Raw genomic sequence first — 23,874 nt, 5'->3', positions numbered from 1 at the left:
CGCGCCGGATTATTCGAGTGCGGCGTAAACCTCCGGCCGCCGCCGCTGCAACACCACCGCCCACGCGAGGCCGCCGACCCCCGCCGCGACGAGGACTGCGAGGAACACATCCGCTCCGATGCGCGACCCCACCAGGAGCTCGAAGTTGCCCACGACGAGCACGAGGATCGTCCCGAGCGCGACGAGCGCGAGCGCGGGAGCGACGGCACCCGTCCACACGCTCGCCGTGCGCACCCTGCGCAGATGCACGAGGCTCGCGGCGGAGGTCAGCACCAGCAACACGATCAGCCCGAGGGTTCCGGCCCCGCCGAACCAGGCGTAGATCTCCACAACGGGTTCGAGCCCCGCGACCGCCGTGGCCGCGAGCAGGGCGGCGATCACCCCGGAGACCACCAGCGAGGCCCGGTGCGGCGACCGATGCGCGGGATGCACCGCCCCGAGCGCGACCGGAAGAGCACCCTGACGGCCGAGCGTGAACAGGTACCGGGCCACCACGTTGTGCACGGTGAGCACGCACGCGAAGAAGCTCGTGACGAGCAGCACCTGCATGACGTCGTGCGCCACCGGCGACACATAGCGGGTGGCGAGCCCGGCCGCGAGCCCCTCGGGATCGTTCGCCGCCGACTCGGCCGCGCGCTCGACGCCGAGTCCGTTGACCATGGCCCACGACGAGAACGCGTAGATCCCGCCGATCAGCACGACCGCCAGGTAGGTGGCCCGCGGAATGGTCCGGTCGGGCCGCACGGCCTCGGAGCGGAACACGGCGGTGGCCTCGAACCCCACGAAACCGAACACGGCGAACATGACCCCAGTTCCGGGCGCGCCGCTGGTGAACGCGTCCCAGGTCAGCGGGTACGCCGACAGCCCGTGATCGCCGCCGCGCAACACGATGGCGAGATCGACGACGCCCACGATCCCGATCTCCGCGACCAGCAGCGCCCCGAGCACCCGCGCGCTGACCTCGACATTGCGGTACCCCAGGTAACCGACGATCCCGAGCCCGACCGCGGCGAGACACCACCACGGCACCGACACACCGGAGAAGGTCTCGACCACGGTCCGCGCGGCGGCCCCGAGATAGGCGGACACGGCCACCATGAGCAGCGAATACGTGACCAGGGCGAGCGTCGCGGCACTCAGTCCCGCGCCGGTGCCGAGGCCGCGCTGCACATAGGAATAGAAGGCCCCCGCGTTGCGCACCTCGGGCGTCATCGCGGCGTACCCGACGGTGAACAGCACGAGCACCACCCCGACGATCACGAAATCGATCGGCGTCGCGACACCGTTCCCCGAGCCGAGCATCAACGGGATGAGCCCGGCGAACACCGTCAGCGGCGCGGCCATCGCCACCACCATGAAGACGATCTGCGGGACGCCGAGCGTCCGATCCAGCCCGGTCACGACCCCGCCCCGCGGTTCAGCACCTCGTCGACGGCCCGCTCCGCGGCACGGACGGCCCCGTCGAGGTAACCCTGATTGACCGTCGCGGTCTCCGTCCCCGCCCAGTGGATCCGCCCGACCGGGCGACGATCCGCGTCCGTGTACTGGGTCAGCGATCCCGGCGGCCGGGAGCCGACGCAGCCGCTGATCCACGCCTCGTGCGTCCAGTCCTTCTCCAGGTACGCGACAGGATTCGCCGCCCGTTCGCCGAAAAGCACGGTCAGGTCGGCGAGGAAGGCGGAGCGCCGCGCGGCGGGATCGTCGAGAATCCCGTCCGGCCAGCGTTCGCCGAATCCCGCGTGCGCGGTACCGAGGAAGGTCAACAGAATCCCGACACCCCCATCCGGCGGCGAATTGTCGACGACGTACCGGGCCACCGGCAGATCCGTGACCGCCTGCCCGCTCAACCCCTCTTCCCGCCAGAACGGGCGCTCGTAGACGGCGAACAGCTTGCTCTCCACACCGCTGCTCCAGCGCCGCTGCACCATCGCGCGGCCCGCGGGCAGACCGGGCGCGACGCGGATCCGGGCGGCATCGGCCGGTGACATCGCGACGATCACCCGATCCGCGCGCACATCCCTCCGCGCCGACCGGACCGTGACCCCGTCGGCGTCCTGCGCGATCTCGAACACGGGCGAGTCGAGCAACACCGCCTCCCCCAACTCCTCGGCCAGCCGTTCCGCGATCCGGACCGTGCCCCCGACCACCCGCGACTCCTGCGCCCCACCGGTGACATTGACGATGTGATCGATCCCCCCGGACCCCCGGATCCGCGCCAGCTGCACCAATAGCGATGTGGAGTGCGGATCCTCGGAGTTGGTCACCGAGAAGCCGATCGCGAACATCTCCCGGGCCTCCGCGGTCATCGCGTTGGCGTCGAGCCAGTGGCCGAAGGTCGTGGCGTCCCAGGTCCGGGCGCGACGCGCGGTCCACGGGGCGTCCAGCGGCACGGTCCTCGCCATCCGTTCCAGCCGCAGCTGCAACTGGGCGAAATCCGCGAGCGCGAGCGGGCTCAGCGGCGGGATCGTGCCGTCGTACCGCTTGGAGCGCCCGCGCCGGTGATAGATCGACTTCCCGTCCACATAGGTCTCGAACGTGCGCAACCCCAGCTCACCGAGCAGCGCGAGCACCCGGTCCTGCCCCGGCCCGACCCACTGCCCGCCGCCCTCGGTCACCACACCGTCGGCGACGTCGAGATTCATCGTGCGGCCCCCGACCCGATCACCGGCCTCGAGAACCACGACCGACCGCCCGGCCTGCGCCAGCCGCCGCGCCGCGGTCAATCCGGAGATCCCGGCGCCGATGACGACGACGTCGGTGCTGCGAAACCCGTTCATAAAGTTGCCTTTTCGAGATGCTCGACGACGTGATCGGCGACGCGCGGCGCGAGCGCGTCGGGAAGGTGGTGTCCCATACCGGGAATGACGATGTGCCGCGCGCCCACGATCGCGGCCGCGGTGGCGGCACCCCCCGACGGCGCGACGAGCAAATCGCGATCACCGTTGATCACCAGGGTCGGCGCGGTGATACGCGCGATCTCGGCCGTCCGGTCCCCCGACGCCTGAATGGCCTGGATCTGCCGAGCGGTCCCCGCCGCCCCGTCCCCGGCCGTACGGTTCCACGTCTCCACGGCGTGGCCCGCCTCCTCGACCTCGTCGATCGGGAATCCGGTGCCCGCGAGGTGCGCCGTGATGCGCAGATGCGCGCGCACGGCCTGTACCCGGTTGCGCGGCGGCGGCGCGGCGATCAACGCCATGGTCGACAGGGCCGGTTGCCCGACCTTCGTGTCACCCGTGGTGGAGAACAGCGAGGTCAGCGACGCCGCGCACGCGGGATGCCGGGCGGCGACGGTCTGCGCGATCATCCCGCCCATCGAGCGCCCGACGAGATGCGCCGGACCCCGGCCGAGGTGCTCGATCAGCTGCGCGGCATCGGCCGCCATATCGGCCAGCGTGTACGCGTCCCGGCGCGGCCGGGCGAGCAGCTGCCGGAGCGTGCCCGGCGGCGGCGTGGTCGCGTAGCTGGACCGGCCGCAGTCCCGATTGTCCATGCGGATCACCGGAAATCCGGCCGCGACGAGAGCGGCGACGAACCGCCCGGACCACGCGGTCAAGTCCTCGGCGAGCCCGGCGATGAGCAGCACCGGCGGGGCGTCGGACTCGCCATCGATCCGATAACAGACCCGCGTGCCGCCGGGAAGTGTGACGAACCGGTCCCCGGTGTGCTCAGGCACGGACCGCCTCCCGCGCTGCCGGGGCGGTGTCGTCGGTGGTGGAACCGAACCGCAGCGCGTCGTCCAGCAGCGGACCGCGCAACAGCTTGGCGTCCTGCGGATACGACATCGACATCTGCCACAGACCCGTGCCCTGCTTCGGCGTGGTGTCGCGGGCCCGTTGCGCGTAACCCGAGCTCAAATCCATGACCGGCCGCGTCGGCATCGTCGGATCTGCCTCGACGACCACGCTGTCGTACCCGAAGGCGTCCATATGCCGAACCAGATCGCAGAAGTAACGGCACAGAATGCCGATCTTCAGCGTCCACGACGAGGTCGTGTACCCGATCGCGATGGCGAGGTTGGGAATCCCTGACAGCAGGGTGCCGCGATAGGTGACGCAGTCGGCGAGGTTCACCGGCACACCGTCGACCACCACATCGATCCCGCCCAGCACGCGAACGTTGAGTCCGGTCGCGGTGATGATCACGTCGGCGTCGAGGTGCTTACCCGACTCCAGCTGAATCCCCGTCTCGGTGAATCGCGCGATCCGGTCGGTGACGATCGAGGCGCCCCCGTCGCTCAGCGCGGCGAAGAAGTCACCGTCCGGAGACAGACACAAGCGCTGATCCCACGGGTCGTACGGCGGATTGAAATGGGTGTCCACGTCGTATCCCTTGGGCAACGACATCCTGTTGACCCGCCGAATGACCGCCCGCCCCAGACGCGGAAATGCCCGCAACGACTTGACCACGCCGCGATCGATCCAGATATTGACGAACCGCGTCACCGCGTAACCGCGACGAGCCCCGAGGACCCGGTTGAACAGCAGCGCGAGCGAATCGACCTTCGGCCAGGGCAACACATAGCTGGGCGTGCGCTGCAACATGGTCACATGGGCCGCGGCCCCCTCACCGACCAGCATCGACGGAATCAACGTCACCGCCGTCGCCCCGCTCCCGATCACGACGACCCGCTTGCCCGCGTAGTCGTAGCCCTCGGGCCAGTGCTGCGGATGGATGACATCGCCCGCGAAATCCTCGCGCCCCTCGAAATGCGGGGAGTAGCCCTCGTCATAGCGGTAATATCCGGTGCCCGCGAATATCCAACCGGCGGTGATACGCCGGTCCCCCTCCGCGGTGCGCACATCGATCGTCCAGCGCGCGTCGGCGCTCGACCATTCGGCGCGCCGCACGGTATGCCCGAGCCGGATGAGCCTGCCCAGGTCGTTCTCCTCGATCGTCTCCCGCAGATAGTTGAGAATCTTGGGCCCCTCCGCGATGGCCGCGCGGTCCGTCCACGGCTTGAATTCGTAGCCGAAGGTGTGCAGATCGGAATCGGAACGAATACCGGGATATTTGAACAGATCCCAGGTGCCCCCGATATTGTCCCGGCTTTCGAGCACGACGACCCGCTTGTCGGGAAACGCCTCGACGATATAGCGCGCGGCGCCGATGCCGGAAATACCGGCACCGATGACGACGATGTCGAATTCCTCGGATCTTTGCGATGCGTTCATCGTGGGGCCTTTCGGTGGTGATCACTGCGATGTGAGCAACCATGGTGCGCGCACCAGCGGCCCGCGTGCTACGCCGCACTGCCCCATTTTCGGCGCCAGTGTGGTGCAGACTGCACCGCCGGAGCCGCTGCGGCCTGGATCACACGGCGTCATGGTGCAATGTGTCGCAGTCCCCGCGCCAACTTGTTGCACCTCGACGTAGCGGCCGCCGCCCGAGCGCGCGACTGTGGGATCCGCACGAGATCACGGTCACACTCGAGGAAGGCGCTGCCATGCGCGACGTACTCTTCGCCGCGGCGGACATCTGGATGATCACCATCGGATTCGTCTGCGGCGTGAAATTCATTCGGGCCCACCACAATCATCTGATCGGCCTGGAATGGATCATCATGGGCGTATCGGGAACCAATTTCCTGATCTACGGGGTCACCAAGGCCGGAACCGATTCCCCGATGTACCACATCGCCTTCTTCCTGGACGCGTTCTCGCGCTCGATCGGATTCACGCTGATCCTGGTCCTCGGCCTTCTGGTCCGCACCCACGGCTACCGGCCCACGACCCGGGTCGAGGTCGGCGCCTTCGCCCTGGCCGCGGTCCTCGGTTTCGTCCTGTCGGAATTCGCGCCGGAGATCGGCACTCCCGGCAAGGTGTTCTTCCTGATCACCGCACTCGCGACGTCCGGATTCCTGTGCTATTTCGCATGGCGTCTGTGGGAGGTCGGCGAGCGCGCCCATGCCGCGTGGGTGACCGTCGCGACCGCCCTGAACGTGGTCGTCGCCTCGATCTACGACTTCTGGCGCATCCCCGGCGAGGACGCCAACCACACCCTGTTCTACATCCTCGCCCTCTTCACCTGGGGCCTGTCCATGCTCGTCATCTACCGCTCGTACGTGGCCTTCGCCGCCCACCCCGCCCGGGCCGACGCGGTCGCCCCCGTACGAGGAGCCGAAATCGCATGACCACCACCACGGAGAACACGACCTACACCACCTTCACCGGCTGGATCGATCCCCCCACCGACCTCCGACCCCCGCTGACGGAGAACCTCACCTGCTCCGTCGCCGTCATCGGCGGCGGCCTCGCGGGCATGGCGACCGCACTCCGGCTCGCCGACCACGGCATCGACACCGTCCTGCTGGAATCGGACTTCTGCGGCCACGGCTCCGGCTCCCGCAACGCCGGTCAACTCGCCAGCGCGCCCGGCGGCGACATCCAGCTGCTGAACCTGCTGTACCGCAAGCGCATGCCCGCCCTCATCCGCCTCACCGAGAACGCCGCCGCCCACGTCGAGGCCCTCATCGATCGCCTCGACATCGACTGCGACTACGAGCCCACCGGCAATGTCTTCGCCGCCGTCTCCCGCGGCCAACTGGCCCGAACCCGCCGCATCGCGAAGATCCTCCGCCGAGCCGGCGCCCACGTCGAGGAGGGCACGGCCCACGACCTGGGCATCCCACCCGGCTTCCTCGGCGGCATGCGCGAAATCCACGGCGGCATCCTCAACCCCGGCAAACTCCTGCGCGGCCTGCGCGCCGCGGTCCTCGCCTCACCCGTGCGCGTCTTCGAACAGTCCAAGGTCCTCGACATCGCCACATGCACCGGCGGCGTCACCCTCGCGACCCCCCACGGCGTGATCCGAGCCGAAAAAGCGGTCCTCGCCACGAACGCCTACGCAGGCGAATGGGACATCACCCCCGAACGCCTCTCCTCCCCCATGTGGGTGACCGAAATCGAAACCGCCCCCATCCCCCCGGACCGCCTCGCCGCCCTCGCCTGGACCAGCCGATCCGGCCTCGTCACCCAACACAACATCATGGAGAACTACCGCCTCACCAGCAGAAACACCCTCGTCGCCGGCGTCCGCCGAATCGAACGAGCCCCCACCTACCCCCTCCCCGCCCGCAGCCCCAACCCCACCGTGGTCACCGAACTCGCCACCACCCTCGCCCACCGCTTCCCACCCCTCGCCGACATCCCGATAGCCCAAGCCTGGGGCGGCTGGATCGGAATCACCCCCACCTGGCTCCCCCTAGCCGGAACCCTCGACGACACCATCTACTACTCCCTCCCCTGCAACGGCCACGGCCTAGCCCAAGCCCCCTACATCGGCTCCCTCATAGCCGACCGAATAGCCACCGCCACCACCCCACCCGACCTCCACACCATCTGGACCGCCAACCCCAAATTCGGCCACACAGTCCCCCTACTCATGGGCCCCCTCGGCCTCCGCGCGGCCTGGACCCTCGACAGATTCAACGACATGATCAACGGCAGCAAACGCAACGCCCGCAAGGGTTTTACCCTGGGTGGCTCACCGATGCCGGTTTCGGTCACCCGGCCCGACTGACCGCCCATTCCGCCGATCCACGAATTCAGTCCCCCCGCGCCAACTCCGGATGCGCCCGCCCAGCAACCAACGGCAGATCCACCCCCGACTTGATCCCCACCCCCGCCGCACACACATACGGAATCGAGTTCACACAATGATTAGCCGTAGCCACAATCCCCGGATTCCGCCGCAACCCCTCCGCCACAGACGTCGGCTGCCACCCCCGAATCACCACGAACGTATCCGGATCCCCCTTGATCTCGATCTCGTACCGCTCCCCCTCCGCCCCGAACCCCCACCCCGATTCCAAATTCTCCTCTCCCATAAGCCAATTCACCGCGATCCGCACCACCACCCGATCCCCCACCACCGCATCCCACACGAACCGCTGCGCGGCGACCTGCCCGGCCTCGAGCACCCCCAGCGGCGAGTCGATCGGACCGGTCGCCACCCCGATCTCGTGTGACGTCCGAATCTCCGCCTCCGCGAAACCCAAAGCGTCCAAACACATTCGGGCGGACTGCGTGAACCCACCGCTCAACAACCCCAGCATCGGCGACTCCCGCGCCTGCTCCGGCGTCCCCCCGAACCCCATCACCGAACGCAACACATCGGGAGCGTCATAGGTCCGCATATCCGAAAACTCCTCGGACCGAACGAAAGTCACCGACGACGACATCGCCGACAACACCAGCGGATGCACATCGGTCGTCCCGCCCGGATTGATCCCGATGCCGTGCAGGGTGACACCGCCGTCGACGCATGCCCGCGCCAGTTTCGCGTCCCGCTCACTCGGATAGAACCACCCCACCGGCGTGACGACGTTCTTACCCGACCGCAGAATCCGCGCCACCTCGCGCGCGTTCGGAATCAACGGCGCGTAGACCACCGCGTCCGCGTCGAGCGCGAGAATCGCCTCGACGTCATTGGTGGCGACCACACCCAGCGGCGCGCCACCCAGAATCTCGCCGACATCCTTGCCGCTCTTGTCCTCGGAATACACATAACACCCGACGAGCTCGAGTTCGGGATGCGCGAGCACCGCCTCGATCGCGGCCTTACCCACGCCGCCCGTGGCCCACTGGACAACCCGCAACATAGGGGCCTCCTCGAAAGCACCGATGAGAGCCGCTCCCTCACCGCCGCCGAGTCTCGCAACGGGCCCACGGCCCTGGCAATCAGCTATTCCACTTTCGGAAGATGACGGCCGAACCACGCGGTCAACCCCGCGTCCACCGCCCGAGCCACCGGCAGCTGCGGCGCGGGCTCGATACCCGGCTCGTCGGCGAGCGGATGCGCCAACCCGGGCACCGACAGCAACTCGGCCCGATCCCCCAACGCCCGCGCCAGCTCCACCGCGTCCGCCCGCAACGCCGAATGATCCCGCTCCCCACTGACGATCAACAACGGCACCCCGATATCCCCCGCCCGCGCAACGAAATCCAACCCCTCGACAACCGCCTCGGACTCCGCGTCATACGGATACGGCCCCGGAAACAGATCCACCACCGACCGCATCCGAATCGCCGCATTCACCACCGCCCCCGCGAAAACCGCGACCGGAGACTCCACCAACACCCGCAGCGCCACCGCCCCACCCAACGACCCCCCGAGCACCCCGATCGGCCCGTCCCCCACCGGAAACCGCTCCCGAATCTCCGCCAACGCCGCCGGAAACTCCGCACTCGCCTGCCGCACGAACGGCGCCAAATACGCCAACAACGGATCCTCCCGAGCCAACGCGACCACCGCATCGACCCGCCCATCCACCATCCGCGCCCCACACATGGGCATCCCCAAATGCACCCGCCAAGCAGCCAACCCATTCATCGGCAACGCCGCCGCGAACGCCCCATCCGACCGCGGCGCATCAAGCATGTGCCAACTGACAACCAACGGCGCGACACCCCCACCCACGGGCGGCAACGCGGTGAACGGCACGCCCGCGGCGGTACCGATGATCGGTGCGGTCATACCGCCCACGGTAGGAGGTGCGAGCCGAGGCCCGGACCCGGTTACGCCACAAGCGAAATCGCCGCACCTCGTGTTCCAATGGTCCCTCTACCAACGGATCGACTCCCATGACCACTACCGAGACCCCATCGGCAGCCCGAACCTACCTCGTCTCACGCGGACTGGCCCTGACCGGCGGTTCGGTGGCCGAGGCCGTCCTTCCGCTGATCGTGGTGGTCACCCTGCACGGCGACACGTCGGCGGTGGGCGCCGTGACAGCCACGATGCTCACCGTCGGCCTGGTCACCCGAATCCCGCTCGCGTCCTGGGTCGACAGCCGGAAGCGGCACATCACCGTCCAGGCTCTCGCTCAGATCCTCGCGGCGGCGTCCGCGTGCCTGATCCCGTTGCTGTGGTGGTCCCGAACGCTCACCCTGCCCACGCTTCTGGCGTCGGTGGTGGTGGTCGTGTCGACGAAGACGCTGGTGGCGAGCTGCGGTCACTCGACGCTCAACAGCGTGGTGCCCCCGCGGCGACGCACCCGAGCGGTGGGCGCGCTCAACAGCATGAGCAGCGCCGCGGACATCGTCGGCAGTTCCGCCGGTCCCGCCCTGACGAGACTTGTTCCGGCACCGGCGATTTTGCTGGTCGACGCGGCATTGAACCTGCTCTCGGCCGCGTTGCTGTGGCCACTACGCTTCGTCGACGCCGAAACGACTGTCGCCGAACGAGTTTCGGAACCGGTCCGCATCGTCCCGACCACGACCCTCGTTCTGACCGTCGCGCGCCGACGAGACGTGTGGCTGCTGTGGCTGTCCGGCGTGGTCGGAAGCCTCCTCGCCCCGGTGACGCTGGTGTATCTGATCCGCGATCTGCACGTGGCGCCCGCGCTCGTAGGGGTCCTGCTCGCCTTCGGCGCGGTCGGCGGCATCGTCGGCGGTCTGCTCGCGCATCGGATCCTGCGATGGCTCGGAATGTGGCCCCTCATCGCCGCGTCGAGCGGACTCTCCGCCGTGTCGACCGTCTGTCTGCTTTCGGCCGGACAGCTCCATCGGCTCGTGTATCCGCTCGTCATCCTCTTCGAGGTACTGTCCGCCTCCGCGGGCACCCTGCTCGTCGCCGCCGTCTTCGGCACCCTGCAAACCGCGACCGCCCGCCCGGAGATCTCGCGCGTGATGTCCATCGCCAGCACCGGAATGGAAGGGCTCGCCCTGGCCGGAATCGCGGCGGGTGTCGCGCTGTCCACGGCGTGGTCCGATCACGCTGTCATCGTGGTGACAGCGTCGTGCTATGTGATCTTGGCTCTGTGCGCCGCCGCGGCGTACCTCACGAAGGGCACGGGCAACCCGGCCCTTGTCACCCACCGACGTTCGCATCCAAAAACGCCCGAGCCACCCCCGCCTCCGGCCCCACCGCCCCGATGACCGACCGCCGCGGTACGCGACCGTTCAGGGCCCGGAGATGATCTCCGCCACGGCCTTCATGGCGGCACTGAGTTGCACCTCCGCGTTCAGCAATTCGATGCCCAGCAGCGCGCCGTCCGCGCCGAAATCCAGCGCGGCCACGACCGTCTCCCCGTCCCGTACCGGAACCGTACGCGCGACCCGCCGCGGGCCGTCCCCGAACGCGAGATACGCCGCGTCGGCCCGCTTGTCCCACGTCCACGACCGTGCGTCCACTACCCCACGCTAACCCACCGGAATCCGCTATGCTCACCACGCAGCGCTCGGCGAGCAACCCCGTGTGCTGGCGGAAGTCTTGTGAGAGAGCCGGTTCGGAGCTTGACCAGAGGGAGTCGGGGTCATGGAATCGAACGAGATCAGCCAGGCCGAGCTGGACGGGGCGGAGCCGTATTCGCCGACTTTGCTTCGGCTGTACGACCTTTGGGTGCTCGGATTCAACAACTCGGTCGTATGGCGTTGCCCGACAACCCATCTGCGCAAACTGTACGACGGCAACGTCGCCGCGGATCACCTCGACATCGGCCCCGGATCGGGCTGGTTGCTCGCGCACGCCACCTATCCGGCGCGGCGGCCGCAGGTCACCCTGGTCGATCTGAATCCGCACTCGCTCGGCATGGCCGCCCGGCGGCTGCGGCGGCGGGACATCGAGCCGGTCCTGCGCACCGGGAGCGTGCTGCGGCCGCTGCCGGTGGACCGGCGGTACGGGTCCGTCGCGGCCAGCCTACTGCTGCACTGCGTGCCCGGGACCTGGGCGGACAAGGGAATCGCGTTCCGCCACATCGCGAACGCGACCACCGACGACGGGGTGTTCTTCGGTGCGACCGTGCTCTCCCACGGCGTCCCGCACACCCGGCTCAGCCGCGCCGTCTCCGACGCGTTCAACAAACGCGGCGCGTTCCACAATCGCGACGACGATCGCGACGGGCTGGTCGCGGCCCTGGAGCGAGCGTTCGGGGCGGTCCACGTCGACACCATCGGCGCCATGGCCCTGTGGACCGCCCGCGAGCCGCGCCGCGCCGAGTGACCCAGCCCACCGAGACGGCGAAAACCCTTGCGCCCGAAGCGAATCACAACGGCACGAGCAGAACCGCCACCGGAGCCCCGGACTCCTTCTGCGCGCTCGTCACCGAGAACACCGCCGCCCGGAACCGCTCCCCATCCACCGAAACCGTCTGTTCCACAGTCGAATCCGGCGACGCCGCCAACACCCGATCGGTATCGATCTGCTGCAACACCTGGGTGAGCAACCGCTCGTCCTCGAATTCCGGCGCGAGATCCCCGGTGGCCGTGATCGCCACCCGCGTCCGCGCGTCGACCATCAGCAACGTGGCATTGGTGTACCGCACGAGCGTCCCCAGCCGCGTATCGATCCGCCGGTCCCGCAGCTGCGCGGTCAGCCCGTAGACCGTCGACCCGCGCTCATCGGCCGTGCCGAGCAGGAAGGCCGTGGACCAGAAATGAACCCACCGATCGTCCGGCCGAACCGACCAGAACGCCTCGGCGAACGTGCCCTCCCTCCCGGTCTGCGCGTCGTAGTGCAGCGAGACGAACTCGCCCGCGTCCTCGGGATTCATGTGCCGCAACAGATCTCGGATCGCGCGCTCCTCGCCGACGCGGCGATCGGTGCCGATGAGGCTGAGATCGTCCCCGCCGCTGCGGGTCGCGGCCTTGTGCACATCGAGGATCCACGAGTTGTAGACCGGCCGTACCCCCACCGGCGGGGCGGCCAGCCAGATGACCAGGCCCACCGCCGTCCCGTCCGGCGCGGTGACCCAGTGGGTGTGGCAGCACAGCCCGCCCTCGGACCGCACCGCGTCCACCGGCGGACCCGCCAGCACGTCCTGCACCACCGCGCCGAACAGCTCCTCCCCCTGCCGGTCGAACCCCAACCGGTTCGCGACACGACGAAGCGGCCGGGCCACCCGTTGCCCGTCGGCGGAGTGGATGATGACCTTCTCCCGGGACAGCGAGGCCAGGACGTCGACGCCGAACCAACAGCGCGGCAACTGCATATCCAGACAGGGTAGTCGTGTCGCCGACGGCCCAGAAGGACTCAAATGCGCATCGCCGCACCGCAGTTCGCCCCGCGACCGGCTGTTAGGATCGATACGCGCCGGCTGGTGAGCGATTCCCACGCCCGGAAGTGCGTACCCCCAGGGGAGCTTTCGGCCTGTGTGACGGGAGGGATCACCAGTGATGAATGTGCGCTACCTGCGACGACATCCCACGACAACCAACGTTCCGCATATGCGGACCCTCGAACCCCCTACTCGATACGGGTTGCGGCACATAGTCGAAACCTTCGGCGTCGACGCCGTCGTCGAGCGGATCGCCGATCTGCGCGCGGCGGGCAATCGTCCCGCCGCCGCCTGCCTACAGGCGGAATTCGCGTCGATCGCCGCGCGCGGCGGCTACACCCAGCGCGTCCAGCGGCTGGCCCGCGCCCTCGCCGACGACCCGGCGAACGAAACCGTCGCGCGGGAGCTGGCGGAACTGCTCGCGGCCCGGTTCCCCCGACGGGTCTGAGCCCGGCTCAGCCGACCCACGGCGGGGTGAAGACCGTGCCGTCGGCGAGTTCGGCGCGGAAGCCGACGGGCACCGTCACCAGCAGGGTCGCGGGCGCGTCGGACGAATTGTCCAGGCGGATGGTGGATTCGGCGGGGGCCACCGCGGCGTCCCCGGGACCGAGGGTGACGGATTCATCGTCGATGGTGAGAATCGCTGTGCCGCTGAGCATTATGAAGGTCTCCTCGCGCAGGACCCGATGCGGCTGACCCACCGTCTCGGCACCGATCTCGAGCCGCCATTGGCAGATCTCGGCGCTGCCGGTGGCGGGTCGGATGAGCGAGTGGAAGCGGACGTTGTGCATCGAGTGGACCTCGGCCTGGTCGGCGCGGATCACGGGCATCTGATCGCCTTTCAATTGGACAAGCTTCTTGTCTATATAGTCAAGCAGCTTGCCCATTCCGTCAAGTGCCAAGATGCATCCATGTCCCGCCGCGCTCCCGTACCCGCCCCGGATCTGCCCCTGCTGCTGCTGGCCGCCGCCGCGGAGGTCACCGACGCCGTGCACGCGGGCGTGGTGGCGGCCGGCTTCGCCGACATCCGGCCCAGTCACGGATTCGCCTTCGTGCGCATGGCCCCCGACGGCGCGACCGTGGGCGAGCTCGCCGCACATCTCGGCGTCACCAAGCAGGCGGCGAGCCAGTTGGTCGAGGAACTCGTGAGCAAGGGGTACGCCCAGCGCAATCCGCACCCGCGCGACGCGCGCGCCCGGCTGATCACCCTGACCGACCGCGGCTGGGCGGTGACCCGGGCGGCCGACGCGGCGCTGGCGGCGTTCAACCGCACATGGGCCGAAACCTTGGGCGCCGCAACGCTTTCCGAGGTGCGCGACGGCCTGGCGCGGGTGGTCCGGCCCGGCCGGGTGCGGCCGTCGAGCTGGTAGTCCTGCGCGATGCGGCCGGGGGGACGAGAATGCCCGGCAGCAATGCGGACATCGGTGATGTCGCCCCGGCGGCACGGGCGCCGGGTATCAGGACTCGGGCGAGGAGGACCATGCGGGAGCGGCTGCGCACCATCGGGCGGCGACTGATCGGCGACGACCCGGCGGAGAGTCCGCTCGCCCGGTTCGTCGTCTGCGCGGCGCTGGGGGTGAATCTGCTGTACAACCACCACGGGCGCGTCCCGGTGTGGCTGTGGGCGGCGGTGGGCGTGGCGTGCGCGGGGGTGGTGACGTTCTCGGTACTCGATCGCCGCCATCCGCGAATCGCGGTGGGCGCGTTGGCCGGTGGCGCCTTCGTCGCCGCGGCGGCCGCGGGTCCGGCGACGGACGCGGCCGCCTTCGTCACGACCTGCGTGGCGATCGGCCTGCTGAGCCAGCAGCTCCGCGTGAACGGATCGATCATCGTGACCGTGGCCGCGGCCGACGGCGCGGTGCTGGCGGCGAGTGCGACGCTGGCCCACCGGCCCGCCGACGCGTTGATCACCGCGCTGGTCGTGCTGTGCGCGGTGACGTTGCTGGGACTGTATCGGCGACAGTATCGGTTCCGGGCGCGCGCGACGGCATCGCTGCGGGAGCAGATCGCGCGCACTCGGCAGGAGCGGACCCGAGCCGCCGGATTCGACGAGCGGACGAAGACCGCGCGGGAGATGCACGAGGTGCTCACCAATTCCCTTGGGGCGCTTGCGGTTCAGCTCGATCTCGCCGAAGGGCTGTTGAGCGAGAACAGCGATCTGCCCGGCGCGCTCGCGCGGGTGCGGCGGTCGCGGCGGCTGGCGGCCGAGAGCACGGCCGAGGCGCGGGCGGTGGCGACGGTGCTGCGCGACGACACCCCGCCGCTGGACGGGGCGGTGCGCGGGCTGGTCGACGAGTTCCGCCGCGACCACCACATGACGATCGACCGTCAGGTGACCGGAACCGTCCGGGCGGTCGACCCCACGGCCGCGGTGGCCGTGCTGGGCGCCGCCCGGGAGGCCCTCGCCAATGCGAGCAAACACGCGCCGGGAGCGCCGGTATCGGTCGTGCTCAGTTTCGATACGGAATGGGTACGGGTTTCGGTACACAATCCGGCGGCGCGCAACCGCACACCCGACTCCGGCAGCGGGTACGGTCTGACGGGGATGAAGGAGCGTGTCGCGCTGGTCGGCGGCAGCCTGTCGGCGGGACCAGGACACGACGGGCGAGGATGGTCGGTACTGGTGGAGGTGCCGGGATGACCGATTACGCGCACAACGATCACGCGTCCAAGGGCCGCGCGGAGAAGGCGCGCCGCCTGGCCGCCTACGCCTGGCAGCGCGGCATCAGCGGCGGCGAACTGCTGGCACTCGCCCCCGCGACCCTGCGCAAACTGGCCCGCGCCGCCGACACCAATCCGCCCGGCAGCGAGGAGACCCGGCAGTTGATCGCGCGACTGCTCGACGAGAAGGACGCGTGGGCCGCGCGGCATCCGAATCACCCTGCGGCACAACGCGATCACCTCGACGAGAAGATCCTGTGGGTCAAGCCGCCGGTCCGGCCCTGGCAGGGCTGACTCTTGACACCAAGAAATGAACCGAGGTTCACTTCTTGAGTGGCACCCGATGAGCACCCCGGAACGCGGCCGGCGGCCTGGCGCGACGACTCGACCGCGGGCGAGGATTCGCCCTTCGCCGGGCGGCCCACGCCCGCGGACTCGGCGACCTATCCGACGCTGACCTACGAGGTCACCGGACGGATCGCGCGGATCACGTTCAACCGGCCCGAGCACGGCAACGCGATCACCGCGGATACGCCGATCGATCTCGCGCACGCGGTCGAACGCGCCGACGTGGACCCGCGGGTGCACGTCATCGTGGTGTCCGGGCGCGGCAAGGGTTTCTGCGGCGGCTACGACCTGTCGATCTTCGCCGAGGGCGGCTTCGATCCGAGCGAGTCCGCGCAACCGGCGACCGGTACCGTCCTCGATCCCACCGTGCAGGCGCGCAATCACGACGCTCGGCGCACCTGGGACCCGATGATCGACTATCAGATGATGAGCCGCTTCAACCGCGGCTTCGCGAGCCTGCTGCACGCGAACAAGCCGACGGTCGCCAAGCTGCACGGCTTCGCGGTCGCGGGCGGCAGCGATATCGCCCTGTTCGCCGACCAGATCATCTGCGCCGACGACACCAAGATCGGCTACCCGCCCGCCCGCGTCTGGGGCATCCCCGCCGCCGGCATGTGGGCCCACCGCCTCGGCGACCAACGCGCCAAACGCCTCCTGCTCACCGGCGACTGCCTCACCGGCAAACAGGCCGTCGAATGGGGCCTGGCCGTGGAATCCTGCCCCGTCGACGAACTCGACACCCGCACCGAACACCTCCTGAACCGCATAGCCCGACTCCCCGTCAACCAACTGATCATGGCCAAACTGGCCCTCAACAGCGCCCTCCTCGCCCAGGGCGTAGCCAACTCCGCCATGATCAGCACGGTCTTCGACGGCATCTCCCGCCACACCCGAGAGGGCTACGCCTTCCAATCCCGCTCCACGGAAGCCGGCTTCCGCCAAGCCGTCCGAGAACGAGACGCCCCCTTCGGCGACTGGAAACGCTGACCCCCCAACGCCCACGAACCCAGCCGCACCCTTTATTCGAATCCGCACCCCTTACAGGGCTATACAACGGGTGCGGATCCGAATAAGGGGTGCGGCTGGGTTCGTGGGCCTGGGGTCAGGGGTCGAGGGGGTTGGTGGTTTCGGCTGTGGTGGTTACCTTTTCGGCGAGGGAGCGGATGGTTTTGGCCTCCTCGGGGGTGAGGGCATCGATGAAGAGGTGGCGGACGAGGGCGACGTGGTGGGGGGCGGCCTCTTCGAGGAGGCGGCGGCCGTGGGGGGTGAGGTGGACGAGGACGCCTCGGGCGTCGGTGGTCGCGGGGGTGCGGGTGATCAGGCCGCGGGATTCCATGCGAGACAGGTGTTTCGAGAGGCGGCTCTTGTCCCAGCAGATCTCGCTGGCCAGGTCCTTGGCCCGGAGGGTGTCGTCGGGGGCGGCGGAGAGCGCGACCAGGATCTCGTAGTCGGGGGTGGAGAGGCCGTCTCGGGCGAGGCCCGCGGCCATGGCGGCGTCGAGGCGTTGGCGCATGCGAATGAAGGCGGACCATGTGGTCTGTTCGTCGTCGTCGAGCCAGCGCACCATGGGAATGATCCTAACCGTGGTTTGGTTGACATGGACACCAAAGCGACCGAGGAGGTCATGATGCCCGCCGTCACCGTCGACAACATTCTGGTGCTGCCCCGGCTGCCGCGGCCCGAATCCGATGCGCGGCAGCGGCCGGTCGTGTCCGTGGTGAGTGCGGATCGACAACGGGAAGGGGCCGGGTTCGAGGTGCGGCGGCCGTTCCCGAGTCTCGGGCTGCGCGCGGCGGATCCGTTCGTGCTGCTCGATCAGATGGGTCCGGTGGCCTACGAGCCCTACGAGGCGAAGGGCGCGCCGTGGCATCCGCATCGCGGCTTCGAGACCGTGACCTACATGCTCGACGGCACGATGGTCCACCACGATTCGAACGGCGGCGGGGGCACCATCAGCGAGGGCGATACCCAGTGGATGACGGCGGGCTCGGGAATCCTGCACGACGAGCTGCCCGCGGAGGAACTGGTGGTCTCGGGCGGACTGTTCCACGGCGTCCAGCTCTGGGTGAACCTGCCGCGCGCGCTGAAGATGACTCCGCCGCGCTACCAGGACCTGCGGGCCTCGGAACTGACGCTGGTCAGCTCCCACGACGGCGGCGCGCTCGTCCGCGTCATCGCGGGCGAACTCGGCGGCTTCACCGGTCCGGGCTCGACCTACACCCCGATTTCCTATGCCCACGCCTCGCTCAGCCCCGGCGCTCGCCTGGAAACCCTTTGGCCGCAAGAGTTTTCGGCCCTGGCGTACGTCCTGTCCGGCAGCGGACACGCCGGTGACCGCCCGGTGCGCGAGGGACAGCTGGCGGTCTTCGGCCACGGCGAGGCGATCACCGTCACCGCCGACGACCACCAGGACACGCCGACGGGCGACCTCGAGATTCTGCTGCTCGGCGGCCGCCCGATCCGCGAGCCGGTGGTGCAGTACGGGCCGTTCGTCATGAACTCCCGGGCCGAAATCATCGAGGCCATGGAGGATTTCGAAGCCGGGCGAATGGGACATGTGCCCGCCGAACACCTCACCGGCCGACGGCTGGGCGAATGAGCGAGGATCGGCCGTACGGTTGACAACGACACCCGTCATCAGAAAGGTAGACACGGCGGTTCCCAGCCCGTGTCACTGCGGGGAGTGTCGGCCGAACCGTCGCGTACACATCGCAGCAGACATCGAGGATTACATGAACGTTCGCAGGCTCATCGTGACCGTGAGCGCGGGATTGGTCACCCTCGCCGCCCCGCTCGCCCCGTCGGCGTCCGCCGACAACCCGATCCCGTCCGGTTCGGCGGGCACCGGATCGTCCGGTATCGACGACGTCATCGGCGCGACCGGTTCGGCCGGTCTGGCCCAAACCGGTTCGGCCGGTGGCACGTTCAAGAACTGTGACGAGGCGCGCGCCGCGGGCCGGGCGCCGCTGTTCCGGGGCGAGCCCGGCTACTCGCCGCACCTGGATCCCGACGGCACCGGAATGGCCTGCCCCACGGTCTGATTCACCGCTGACACGAAAACACCCGGTTGGCATTGCCACACCGGGTGTTTCGCTGTCTGCGCTCAGCGACGGAAGACCCGCACCAGCACCAGCCCGACCACCAGCGCACCCGCGCCGATGAGGCTGTACTTCACCTTCGGCTGGTTCACCTTCGCGAGGATGGCCTGTTTGGTGTTGTTCGCGATCCGCTGCGGATCGGTCCGTACCGCGAGCTCGTCGAGTGTGTTCGCGAGCCGGTTGCGTGCCGCCTCGATATCGCGCTCGATACGCTCGGTGTCCCTCGCCACGTCATCTCCTGTAGTCGATTGCCTCGCTGAAGCCCCGAGTGTATCCGCCGCCCGGATGTGCCGTCCGATGTCACAGCCGTCGATTACCGTGCTTGGACATGACCGAGAATCACCGCTTGAATGTCGGCGATACCGCACCCGAGTTCACCCTGCCCGACGCCGACGGCAAGGAGGTGTCGCTCGCCGACTATCGCGGCCGGAAGGTGATCGTCTACTTCTACCCCGCCGCCAGCACCCCCGGCTGCACGAAGCAGGCCTGCGACTTCCGCGACAACCTCACCGACCTCAACGACGCCGGCCTCCAGGTCCTGGGCATCTCCCCCGACAAACCCGCCAAACTGGCCAAGTTCCGCGACAACGAACACCTCACGTTCCCCCTGCTGTCCGACCCCGACCGCGAGGTGCTGCAGGCGTGGGGCGCGTTCGGCGAGAAGACGATGTACGGGAAGAAGATCACCGGCGTGATCCGCTCGACGTTCGTAGTGGACGAGGAGGGGAAGATCGAAGTGGCGCAGTACAACGTGCGAGCGACCGGGCATGTGGCGAAGTTGCGCAAGGATCTGTCGGTGTGAGTGGACGGCCCCGGCTGCGTCGCAGTCGGGGCTCGAGGGACCGCCAAGCCTCGAGATCTTCCGATACGCATCTACCGCGGTCGCAGTTCCTCGACCTTTTCCCGAAGATTTTGAGGCGTAACCTGCCACCGATCGACATCATCATATTCGAAATCGACCTTCAAACTCATATCCGCCCGCTTTATTTGCAGAAGACAAGTTTTCCAGTCCGGCTTCCCTGGAACACTCATCACAGATCTGAGTTCGATCATCTTGTCGAGCACCTCGAACCCCTGTGGCACCCGAGCAGCCCACCCACCTTCCCTGTCGTAAACATAGCCGAACTGGGACTCCGTATCCGCCAAGACGGCCACCAAAGTCAGGGACTCCCAGGAATCATCCTGATATGCGCTGTTTCGCAATATCGATTCGGCGAGGGTCATCAAGACCGCATCGGCCGCCGCACGACGGGCTGCTCGTTCTTCGTTGAGCTGCCATCTCGCCACATTCACGGAAGGCCGGTCGGAAGGAGTGGCCCCCGGTTGTCGATCACCGCGCTCGACGAAGGACATCGACCGTCTCGCTCGCGAGCAGGCTGGAGGAAAGAAACCTCTCCTCCAGAAAGCGATGGAGATGTGTTCCGGCGAGTTTGGAGAACCGAATGAAATCACCGAATGGGCTGGTGCGTCCGCAGAGGTCTCCGAGCTCGGCAGCGATTCCCTCCCACTCCGATGTACCGACGAACCAGACGACACCGAACTCCGCCTCATCGCGGGGCTCGGCCGATTGCCTCGGGAGCAGCGCGATCTTCTCCGACGTGCCCGCGAAGCGGGAATTGGGCGTCACCGAGTAATCCGATACCCGCAGTGCCCAGACCCGGGCCTCCCTCTCGGATTGCGGGAAGTCCGAATCCTCATGCGCTGGCCATGGCGGAACAATGTCGGAAACATCAGGAACAAAACCAATCTCGATGCGATCGTTCAATCCGAGGACGTAGGCCGTCCGCAAAAAACTCGGATTATCGACCGCATATGCTCGCTGCATTGGGGACGCGTAGACCAGAAAGTCACGTTCGTTGGGTACCTTCATCGTCGACGGCTGTCTACTCCAGGCCCTGGCGCATCTCGGCGGCCAGTTCCGGGGTGGCGGAGGGAAGTCGCCACCACCAGTGAGCGTCGGGGATTCCCGCGGGGATCACCCGATCCGGCAGGGGCTCGATATAGCGCGCCCGGTCATGCAACACCTCATCGGTTTCCTCGAGCAGGTCGTGCTCCTCCTCGCGAAACGCAGGGGAAGATTCCGCCTAGTCGTCGAGCAGGAGTTGGACTGCCGAACGCCGCAGGCTCGGATCCAACCAACCATCGACCAACGCGTCGGTCGCTGCGTAGAAAGACTCGTAAACGTAGTTGTGGAGGGTGCGGGCGTTGGCTGCCACCAGCGAACCGATCCGGTACCGAAAGTCCGCCAAGTCGGCCGCCGAGGGCCCGTCATGTGTCGTGAATACAGCTTGAAGCGTCACAAGCGTTTCCATCGCATGCCCGAAATGACCGACGCGACCACTGTGGTCTTCGGAACCACTCCTGTCGAGCTCGAGTGCACGTTCGAGGTCAACGCGCACCGATGCCATGAGCCGGTTGGCGGGAGGAGCGGTAGCCATATTCGCTGTATTTCCGAGCTCTCGCAGCGCTCTCTGATTCGGCGGGGCGGATACGAGTTCCATCGCCCGAGACTCGGCCCGAGCCTGGTCGACACGATGCATTACGATTATGAGTCCAGCAATCTGAGTGTCGAGATCGAATTTCATCGGATCCCGCCGCCTGATCCGATCGATCCCGGATCCGATGACCGCATCCACCTCTTCGGCGAGGGCGCGAATGTCGTCAGTGCTCATCGCCTGGACAAGTCGGCGTTCGAACTGATACCGATCCGCGAGCGGCACCAGCGCGGCGAGTGCTTCGCGGCGCAATTCGCTCGTTCCCCGCTCGACGGCGATTTCGTAGCTGTCACCTACTTCCTCCGCCAATAGCGCGAAGGTATTGTCCGTTCCGAACCATCTGTCGACGGATTGGTCGGACCAAACGACACGCTCGGGATGATGTGCCGCATCGATCACGGCTCGGTAACCAGCCGGTGACCCCCACAAGGCGAGGGCGGCGCATGCCAGCAGCCTGTCGGCCGGATGCGCCGATTCGTCGTTCAGCAGCTCTATCGCGGCAGGCTCACGCTCCGCCCAGCCACCGTCCAGGCCGTCGGCAAGGATGTCATCCGGATCTCCTGGATTTCCCTCGAAGTCCGTATAGAAGATCCGCTGCGCAACCGGACCTGGTTGAAACCCACTCACATACTCACGCGGCACGCCCCCCACCACCCAACCCTTCGTTCCCCGCTGTCCCGTTCGGCTGTCCATGATGATCCGACCGAGCCCGCCACAGCAACACAATTGACAACGACTCGGCCCGACCGCGTAGTTCGCAGCCGGGCCGAAGTTCAAAACCGTAACAAGCGCCGCCTCAAGTCCGCGGAATCGCCGACGAAGCCCACTGCATCATCAACCGCCAATGATTGTCCCACCACTTCCCGAACTCGGCCGTCCCCAGTTCCGGCGGAGTCGCCTCCCCCGGGAACAACAGCGAGCTGTTCGGCGACTGCGTCGGCACCGTCCCGGGATTGGCCGGAGCCGCGGCCGAACCCGTGGGCGGCAGCGAGCCCGCGGGGGTCTTGGCGGCCTCGGGATCTTCCGGATTCGGGGATTGGGTGTCCTGGCGTAAGCCGAGGTGGCGGGTGCCCTCGGGGCCCCAGGGGACCGTGCCGGGGTCGAGGGTAATGAGGGTGGTTTCGGGGTCGCCGACGTAGGACGCCTGTTGGGTGTCGGGGGACGGGGTGGCGGCGGGTGCGTCGGGGGTCGAATCGTCTTCGGCGGCAGGGGTTTCCGGGTCGGCGGCGGCGAGGGCGCGGTGGGAGTCGGCGGCGACGCGGGCCTCAGACAGGACGGGTGTGCCGACCGACCTTGTGCGGCTGGTGATCTCGTAGACGCCGCCCGCGACCAAGCCGCTCGCCAGGACGCTCGCGGCGGCGAACAGGGCGGTGGTGCTGCGGCTGATGCGGACGGGCTCGTCGCCCACGACGGCGGTGGATTCGGGGAGCGCGACGAGGGCGGCGCCGATCGCGGCGGCGGGGACGGCGATGCGGCTGGGCAGGACGGGGGCGCCGAAACCGCTGGCGAGGGCCGAGGAGACGGACGGTTCGGTGGCGGCGGAGCCGATGAGCACGACCGCGTCGGGCCGGACCCCGGCCGCGTCGAACTGGTCCCAGGCGGCGGTGACCGCGGGACGCATGGTCTCCTTGTTGACCACCGCGCCGCTGGCCGCGATCGAGGACACCACCCGGTCCCGGCCGGGCGAGATCAGCGAGAACGCTTGATAACCCGGCACGACCTCGCAGATGACCAGATTCTCGAACTCGTCCACCCAGGTCATCGCCTCGGCGAGGGCCAGATGCGCCGACTTGGCCGACACCAGCGAACATTCGTGCCAGTCGCCCGCGGCGAGACCGCTGACGATCGCGCGGCGCTCGGCCGCGTCGCGGTAGGTGACGGCCGCGCCGAGAATCTCACGGTCGGGCCCGATTTCGTCGGCGAGACTCTCCAGCGCCACCTCGACGGCCTGCGCCAATTCGGATTTGCTCTCACCCCGGGTCCGGACCGACCGCTGCACCAGCACCCGTTCGGGCAGTCGGCCGCCGTCGTCGGACAACGCCACCGCGTGGACAGTGCCGCGTTCGGTGGACACGCCTAGGGTCACCGCTGATCGAGCCACAGATCACGCCTCCGTTGCACTGGATAATCAGGCCAAGAAATACTCGTACTCGGTATGTGTTCGTCGCCACTTCCGGCGTGGATGGGTTATGAGGAACAACGAATCGGGACACGGACGGCGTAGCCGCGTGTCATCCGCGTGTCGCTACCGCTAGCCTGAGTATGTGGTGGAAACGCG

The 23,874-nt window shown here is 68.1% G+C and carries 28 protein-coding genes; 12 read left to right on the top strand and 16 right to left on the bottom strand.

The annotated features are described in order from the left end of the window. Window positions 1-9: 9 nt before the first annotated feature. From ACFYTQ_RS33645 to ACFYTQ_RS33630, 4 genes are read right to left on the bottom strand one after another with little or no spacing between them, the layout of a single operon-like run. Window positions 10-1,401, bottom strand: a complete 1,392-nt coding sequence (locus ACFYTQ_RS33645; protein ID WP_387369635.1) for an APC family permease — start codon at window positions 1,399-1,401, stop codon at window positions 10-12. Beyond that, a complete protein-coding gene (locus ACFYTQ_RS33640) occupies window positions 1,398-2,777 on the bottom strand; it encodes a flavin monoamine oxidase family protein (RefSeq protein WP_387369632.1) in 1,380 nt (459 codons plus the stop codon). Before ACFYTQ_RS33640 ends, ACFYTQ_RS33645 begins: the two co-directional genes overlap by 4 nt. Beyond that, window positions 2,774-3,673 carry an alpha/beta fold hydrolase gene (locus ACFYTQ_RS33635; protein WP_387369630.1) on the bottom strand — a complete coding sequence of 300 codons (900 nt, stop codon included), beginning with the start codon at window positions 3,671-3,673 and terminating at the stop codon, window positions 2,774-2,776. The genes ACFYTQ_RS33640 and ACFYTQ_RS33635 overlap by 4 nt, the downstream gene beginning before the upstream one ends. Next, window positions 3,666-5,171 carry a flavin-containing monooxygenase gene (locus ACFYTQ_RS33630; protein ID WP_387369628.1) on the bottom strand — a complete coding sequence of 502 codons (1,506 nt, stop codon included), beginning with the start codon at window positions 5,169-5,171 and terminating at the stop codon, window positions 3,666-3,668. The genes ACFYTQ_RS33635 and ACFYTQ_RS33630 overlap by 8 nt, the downstream gene beginning before the upstream one ends. Before the next feature lie 272 nt (window positions 5,172-5,443). Between ACFYTQ_RS33630 and ACFYTQ_RS33625 the strand changes: the two genes are divergently transcribed. Beyond that, window positions 5,444-6,130, top strand: coding sequence for a transporter (locus tag ACFYTQ_RS33625; RefSeq protein WP_387369626.1), 687 nt, complete (start codon window positions 5,444-5,446; stop codon window positions 6,128-6,130). Then, window positions 6,127-7,518: an NAD(P)/FAD-dependent oxidoreductase gene (locus ACFYTQ_RS33620; protein ID WP_387369624.1), complete on the top strand. Its 1,392-nt coding sequence runs from the start codon at window positions 6,127-6,129 to the stop codon at window positions 7,516-7,518. The genes ACFYTQ_RS33625 and ACFYTQ_RS33620 overlap by 4 nt, the downstream gene beginning before the upstream one ends. A gap of 25 nt (window positions 7,519-7,543) precedes the next feature. On the opposite strand, the gene ACFYTQ_RS33615 is transcribed toward ACFYTQ_RS33620, so the two are convergent. Together ACFYTQ_RS33615 and ACFYTQ_RS33610 are read right to left on the bottom strand one after the other, a co-directional pair. Beyond that, window positions 7,544-8,599, bottom strand: coding sequence for a dihydrodipicolinate reductase (locus ACFYTQ_RS33615; protein WP_387369622.1), 1,056 nt, complete (start codon window positions 8,597-8,599; stop codon window positions 7,544-7,546). An 83-nt stretch (window positions 8,600-8,682) separates the two neighbouring features. After that, window positions 8,683-9,474 (bottom strand): alpha/beta hydrolase family protein, encoded by a 792-nt coding sequence (locus ACFYTQ_RS33610; RefSeq protein WP_387369620.1) that lies wholly within the window; start codon window positions 9,472-9,474, stop codon window positions 8,683-8,685. Window positions 9,475-9,581: 107 nt separating this feature from the next. On the opposite strand from ACFYTQ_RS33610, the gene ACFYTQ_RS33605 reads away from it, so the two are divergent. Then, window positions 9,582-10,877 (top strand): MFS transporter, encoded by a 1,296-nt coding sequence (locus ACFYTQ_RS33605; protein ID WP_387369618.1) that lies wholly within the window; start codon window positions 9,582-9,584, stop codon window positions 10,875-10,877. A gap of 24 nt (window positions 10,878-10,901) precedes the next feature. Here ACFYTQ_RS33605 and ACFYTQ_RS33600 read toward each other — a convergent pair whose 3' ends face one another. Then, a complete protein-coding gene (locus tag ACFYTQ_RS33600) occupies window positions 10,902-11,132 on the bottom strand; it encodes a DUF2283 domain-containing protein (protein WP_387369616.1) in 231 nt (76 codons plus the stop codon). A gap of 124 nt (window positions 11,133-11,256) precedes the next feature. Here ACFYTQ_RS33600 and ACFYTQ_RS33595 point away from each other — a divergent pair, with 124 nt between their 5' ends. Next, window positions 11,257-11,940 carry a class I SAM-dependent methyltransferase gene (locus ACFYTQ_RS33595; protein WP_387369614.1) on the top strand — a complete coding sequence of 228 codons (684 nt, stop codon included), beginning with the start codon at window positions 11,257-11,259 and terminating at the stop codon, window positions 11,938-11,940. Between the two features lie 43 nt (window positions 11,941-11,983). Here the strand turns inward: ACFYTQ_RS33595 and ACFYTQ_RS33590 are convergent, their stop codons facing one another. Then, window positions 11,984-12,928, bottom strand: a complete 945-nt coding sequence (locus ACFYTQ_RS33590) for a hypothetical protein (RefSeq protein ID WP_387369611.1) — start codon at window positions 12,926-12,928, stop codon at window positions 11,984-11,986. Between the two features lie 235 nt (window positions 12,929-13,163). On the opposite strand from ACFYTQ_RS33590, the gene ACFYTQ_RS33585 reads away from it, so the two are divergent. Beyond that, a complete protein-coding gene (locus ACFYTQ_RS33585; protein WP_387369609.1) occupies window positions 13,164-13,442 on the top strand; it encodes a hypothetical protein in 279 nt (92 codons plus the stop codon). A 7-nt stretch (window positions 13,443-13,449) separates the two neighbouring features. On the opposite strand, the gene ACFYTQ_RS33580 is transcribed toward ACFYTQ_RS33585, so the two are convergent. Further along, window positions 13,450-13,824: a cupin domain-containing protein gene (locus tag ACFYTQ_RS33580; protein ID WP_387369607.1), complete on the bottom strand. Its 375-nt coding sequence runs from the start codon at window positions 13,822-13,824 to the stop codon at window positions 13,450-13,452. A gap of 81 nt (window positions 13,825-13,905) precedes the next feature. Here ACFYTQ_RS33580 and ACFYTQ_RS33575 point away from each other — a divergent pair, with 81 nt between their 5' ends. The 4 genes from ACFYTQ_RS33575 to ACFYTQ_RS33560 all read left to right on the top strand — a co-directional run bounded on the left by ACFYTQ_RS33575 (window position 13,906) and on the right by ACFYTQ_RS33560 (window position 16,990). Further along, a complete protein-coding gene (locus tag ACFYTQ_RS33575) occupies window positions 13,906-14,364 on the top strand; it encodes a MarR family winged helix-turn-helix transcriptional regulator (RefSeq protein ID WP_387369605.1) in 459 nt (152 codons plus the stop codon). Window positions 14,365-14,474: 110 nt separating this feature from the next. After that, window positions 14,475-15,635, top strand: a complete 1,161-nt coding sequence (locus tag ACFYTQ_RS33570) for a sensor histidine kinase (RefSeq protein WP_387369603.1) — start codon at window positions 14,475-14,477, stop codon at window positions 15,633-15,635. Beyond that, complete coding sequence (locus ACFYTQ_RS33565; protein ID WP_387369601.1) at window positions 15,632-15,949, top strand: hypothetical protein; 318 nt, start codon at window positions 15,632-15,634, stop codon at window positions 15,947-15,949. The genes ACFYTQ_RS33570 and ACFYTQ_RS33565 overlap by 4 nt, the downstream gene beginning before the upstream one ends. 39 nt (window positions 15,950-15,988) lie before the next feature. Further along, entirely contained in the window at window positions 15,989-16,990 is a 1,002-nt protein-coding gene (locus ACFYTQ_RS33560; protein ID WP_387369599.1) for a crotonase/enoyl-CoA hydratase family protein, read from the top strand. 115 nt (window positions 16,991-17,105) lie between these two features. Here ACFYTQ_RS33560 and ACFYTQ_RS33555 read toward each other — a convergent pair whose 3' ends face one another. Next, window positions 17,106-17,570 (bottom strand): MarR family winged helix-turn-helix transcriptional regulator, encoded by a 465-nt coding sequence (locus tag ACFYTQ_RS33555; RefSeq protein ID WP_387369597.1) that lies wholly within the window; start codon window positions 17,568-17,570, stop codon window positions 17,106-17,108. A gap of 60 nt (window positions 17,571-17,630) precedes the next feature. Here ACFYTQ_RS33555 and ACFYTQ_RS33550 point away from each other — a divergent pair, with 60 nt between their 5' ends. After that, the gene (locus tag ACFYTQ_RS33550; RefSeq protein WP_387369748.1) at window positions 17,631-18,602 is read left to right on the top strand and encodes a pirin family protein; all 972 of its coding nucleotides are present in this window, start codon (window positions 17,631-17,633) and stop codon (window positions 18,600-18,602) included. A 133-nt stretch (window positions 18,603-18,735) separates the two neighbouring features. Beyond that, window positions 18,736-19,044 (top strand): excalibur calcium-binding domain-containing protein, encoded by a 309-nt coding sequence (locus ACFYTQ_RS33545; protein ID WP_387369595.1) that lies wholly within the window; start codon window positions 18,736-18,738, stop codon window positions 19,042-19,044. Window positions 19,045-19,106: 62 nt separating this feature from the next. On the opposite strand, the gene ACFYTQ_RS33540 is transcribed toward ACFYTQ_RS33545, so the two are convergent. Beyond that, a complete protein-coding gene (locus tag ACFYTQ_RS33540) occupies window positions 19,107-19,331 on the bottom strand; it encodes a DUF3618 domain-containing protein (protein WP_387369593.1) in 225 nt (74 codons plus the stop codon). Between the two features lie 98 nt (window positions 19,332-19,429). Between ACFYTQ_RS33540 and bcp the strand changes: the two genes are divergently transcribed. Continuing rightward, complete coding sequence (bcp, locus tag ACFYTQ_RS33535; protein WP_387369591.1) at window positions 19,430-19,903, top strand: thioredoxin-dependent thiol peroxidase; 474 nt, start codon at window positions 19,430-19,432, stop codon at window positions 19,901-19,903. Window positions 19,904-19,974: 71 nt separating this feature from the next. Here bcp and ACFYTQ_RS33530 read toward each other — a convergent pair whose 3' ends face one another. The 5 genes from ACFYTQ_RS33530 to ACFYTQ_RS33510 all read right to left on the bottom strand — a co-directional run bounded on the left by ACFYTQ_RS33530 (window position 19,975) and on the right by ACFYTQ_RS33510 (window position 23,670). Next, the gene (locus ACFYTQ_RS33530) at window positions 19,975-20,454 is read right to left on the bottom strand and encodes a hypothetical protein (RefSeq protein ID WP_387369589.1); all 480 of its coding nucleotides are present in this window, start codon (window positions 20,452-20,454) and stop codon (window positions 19,975-19,977) included. Beyond that, window positions 20,432-20,971 carry a hypothetical protein gene (locus tag ACFYTQ_RS33525; RefSeq protein WP_387369587.1) on the bottom strand — a complete coding sequence of 180 codons (540 nt, stop codon included), beginning with the start codon at window positions 20,969-20,971 and terminating at the stop codon, window positions 20,432-20,434. Before ACFYTQ_RS33525 ends, ACFYTQ_RS33530 begins: the two co-directional genes overlap by 23 nt. A gap of 13 nt (window positions 20,972-20,984) precedes the next feature. Next, window positions 20,985-21,125, bottom strand: a complete 141-nt coding sequence (locus tag ACFYTQ_RS33520; RefSeq protein WP_387369585.1) for a hypothetical protein — start codon at window positions 21,123-21,125, stop codon at window positions 20,985-20,987. A gap of 60 nt (window positions 21,126-21,185) precedes the next feature. Next, complete coding sequence (locus tag ACFYTQ_RS33515; protein WP_387369583.1) at window positions 21,186-22,238, bottom strand: hypothetical protein; 1,053 nt, start codon at window positions 22,236-22,238, stop codon at window positions 21,186-21,188. Window positions 22,239-22,392: 154 nt separating this feature from the next. Next, on the bottom strand, window positions 22,393-23,670 hold the full coding sequence (locus ACFYTQ_RS33510) for a hypothetical protein (RefSeq protein ID WP_387369581.1): 1,278 nt from the start codon (window positions 23,668-23,670) through the stop codon (window positions 22,393-22,395). Between the last annotated feature and the right edge of the window lie 204 nt (window positions 23,671-23,874).

It is taken from the genome of Nocardia sp. NPDC004068, assembly GCF_042874315.1.
In the GTDB taxonomy this organism is placed as follows: Bacteria; Actinomycetota; Actinomycetes; order Mycobacteriales; family Mycobacteriaceae; genus Nocardia.
This window is presented reverse-complemented; position numbering and strand designations above follow the sequence as displayed.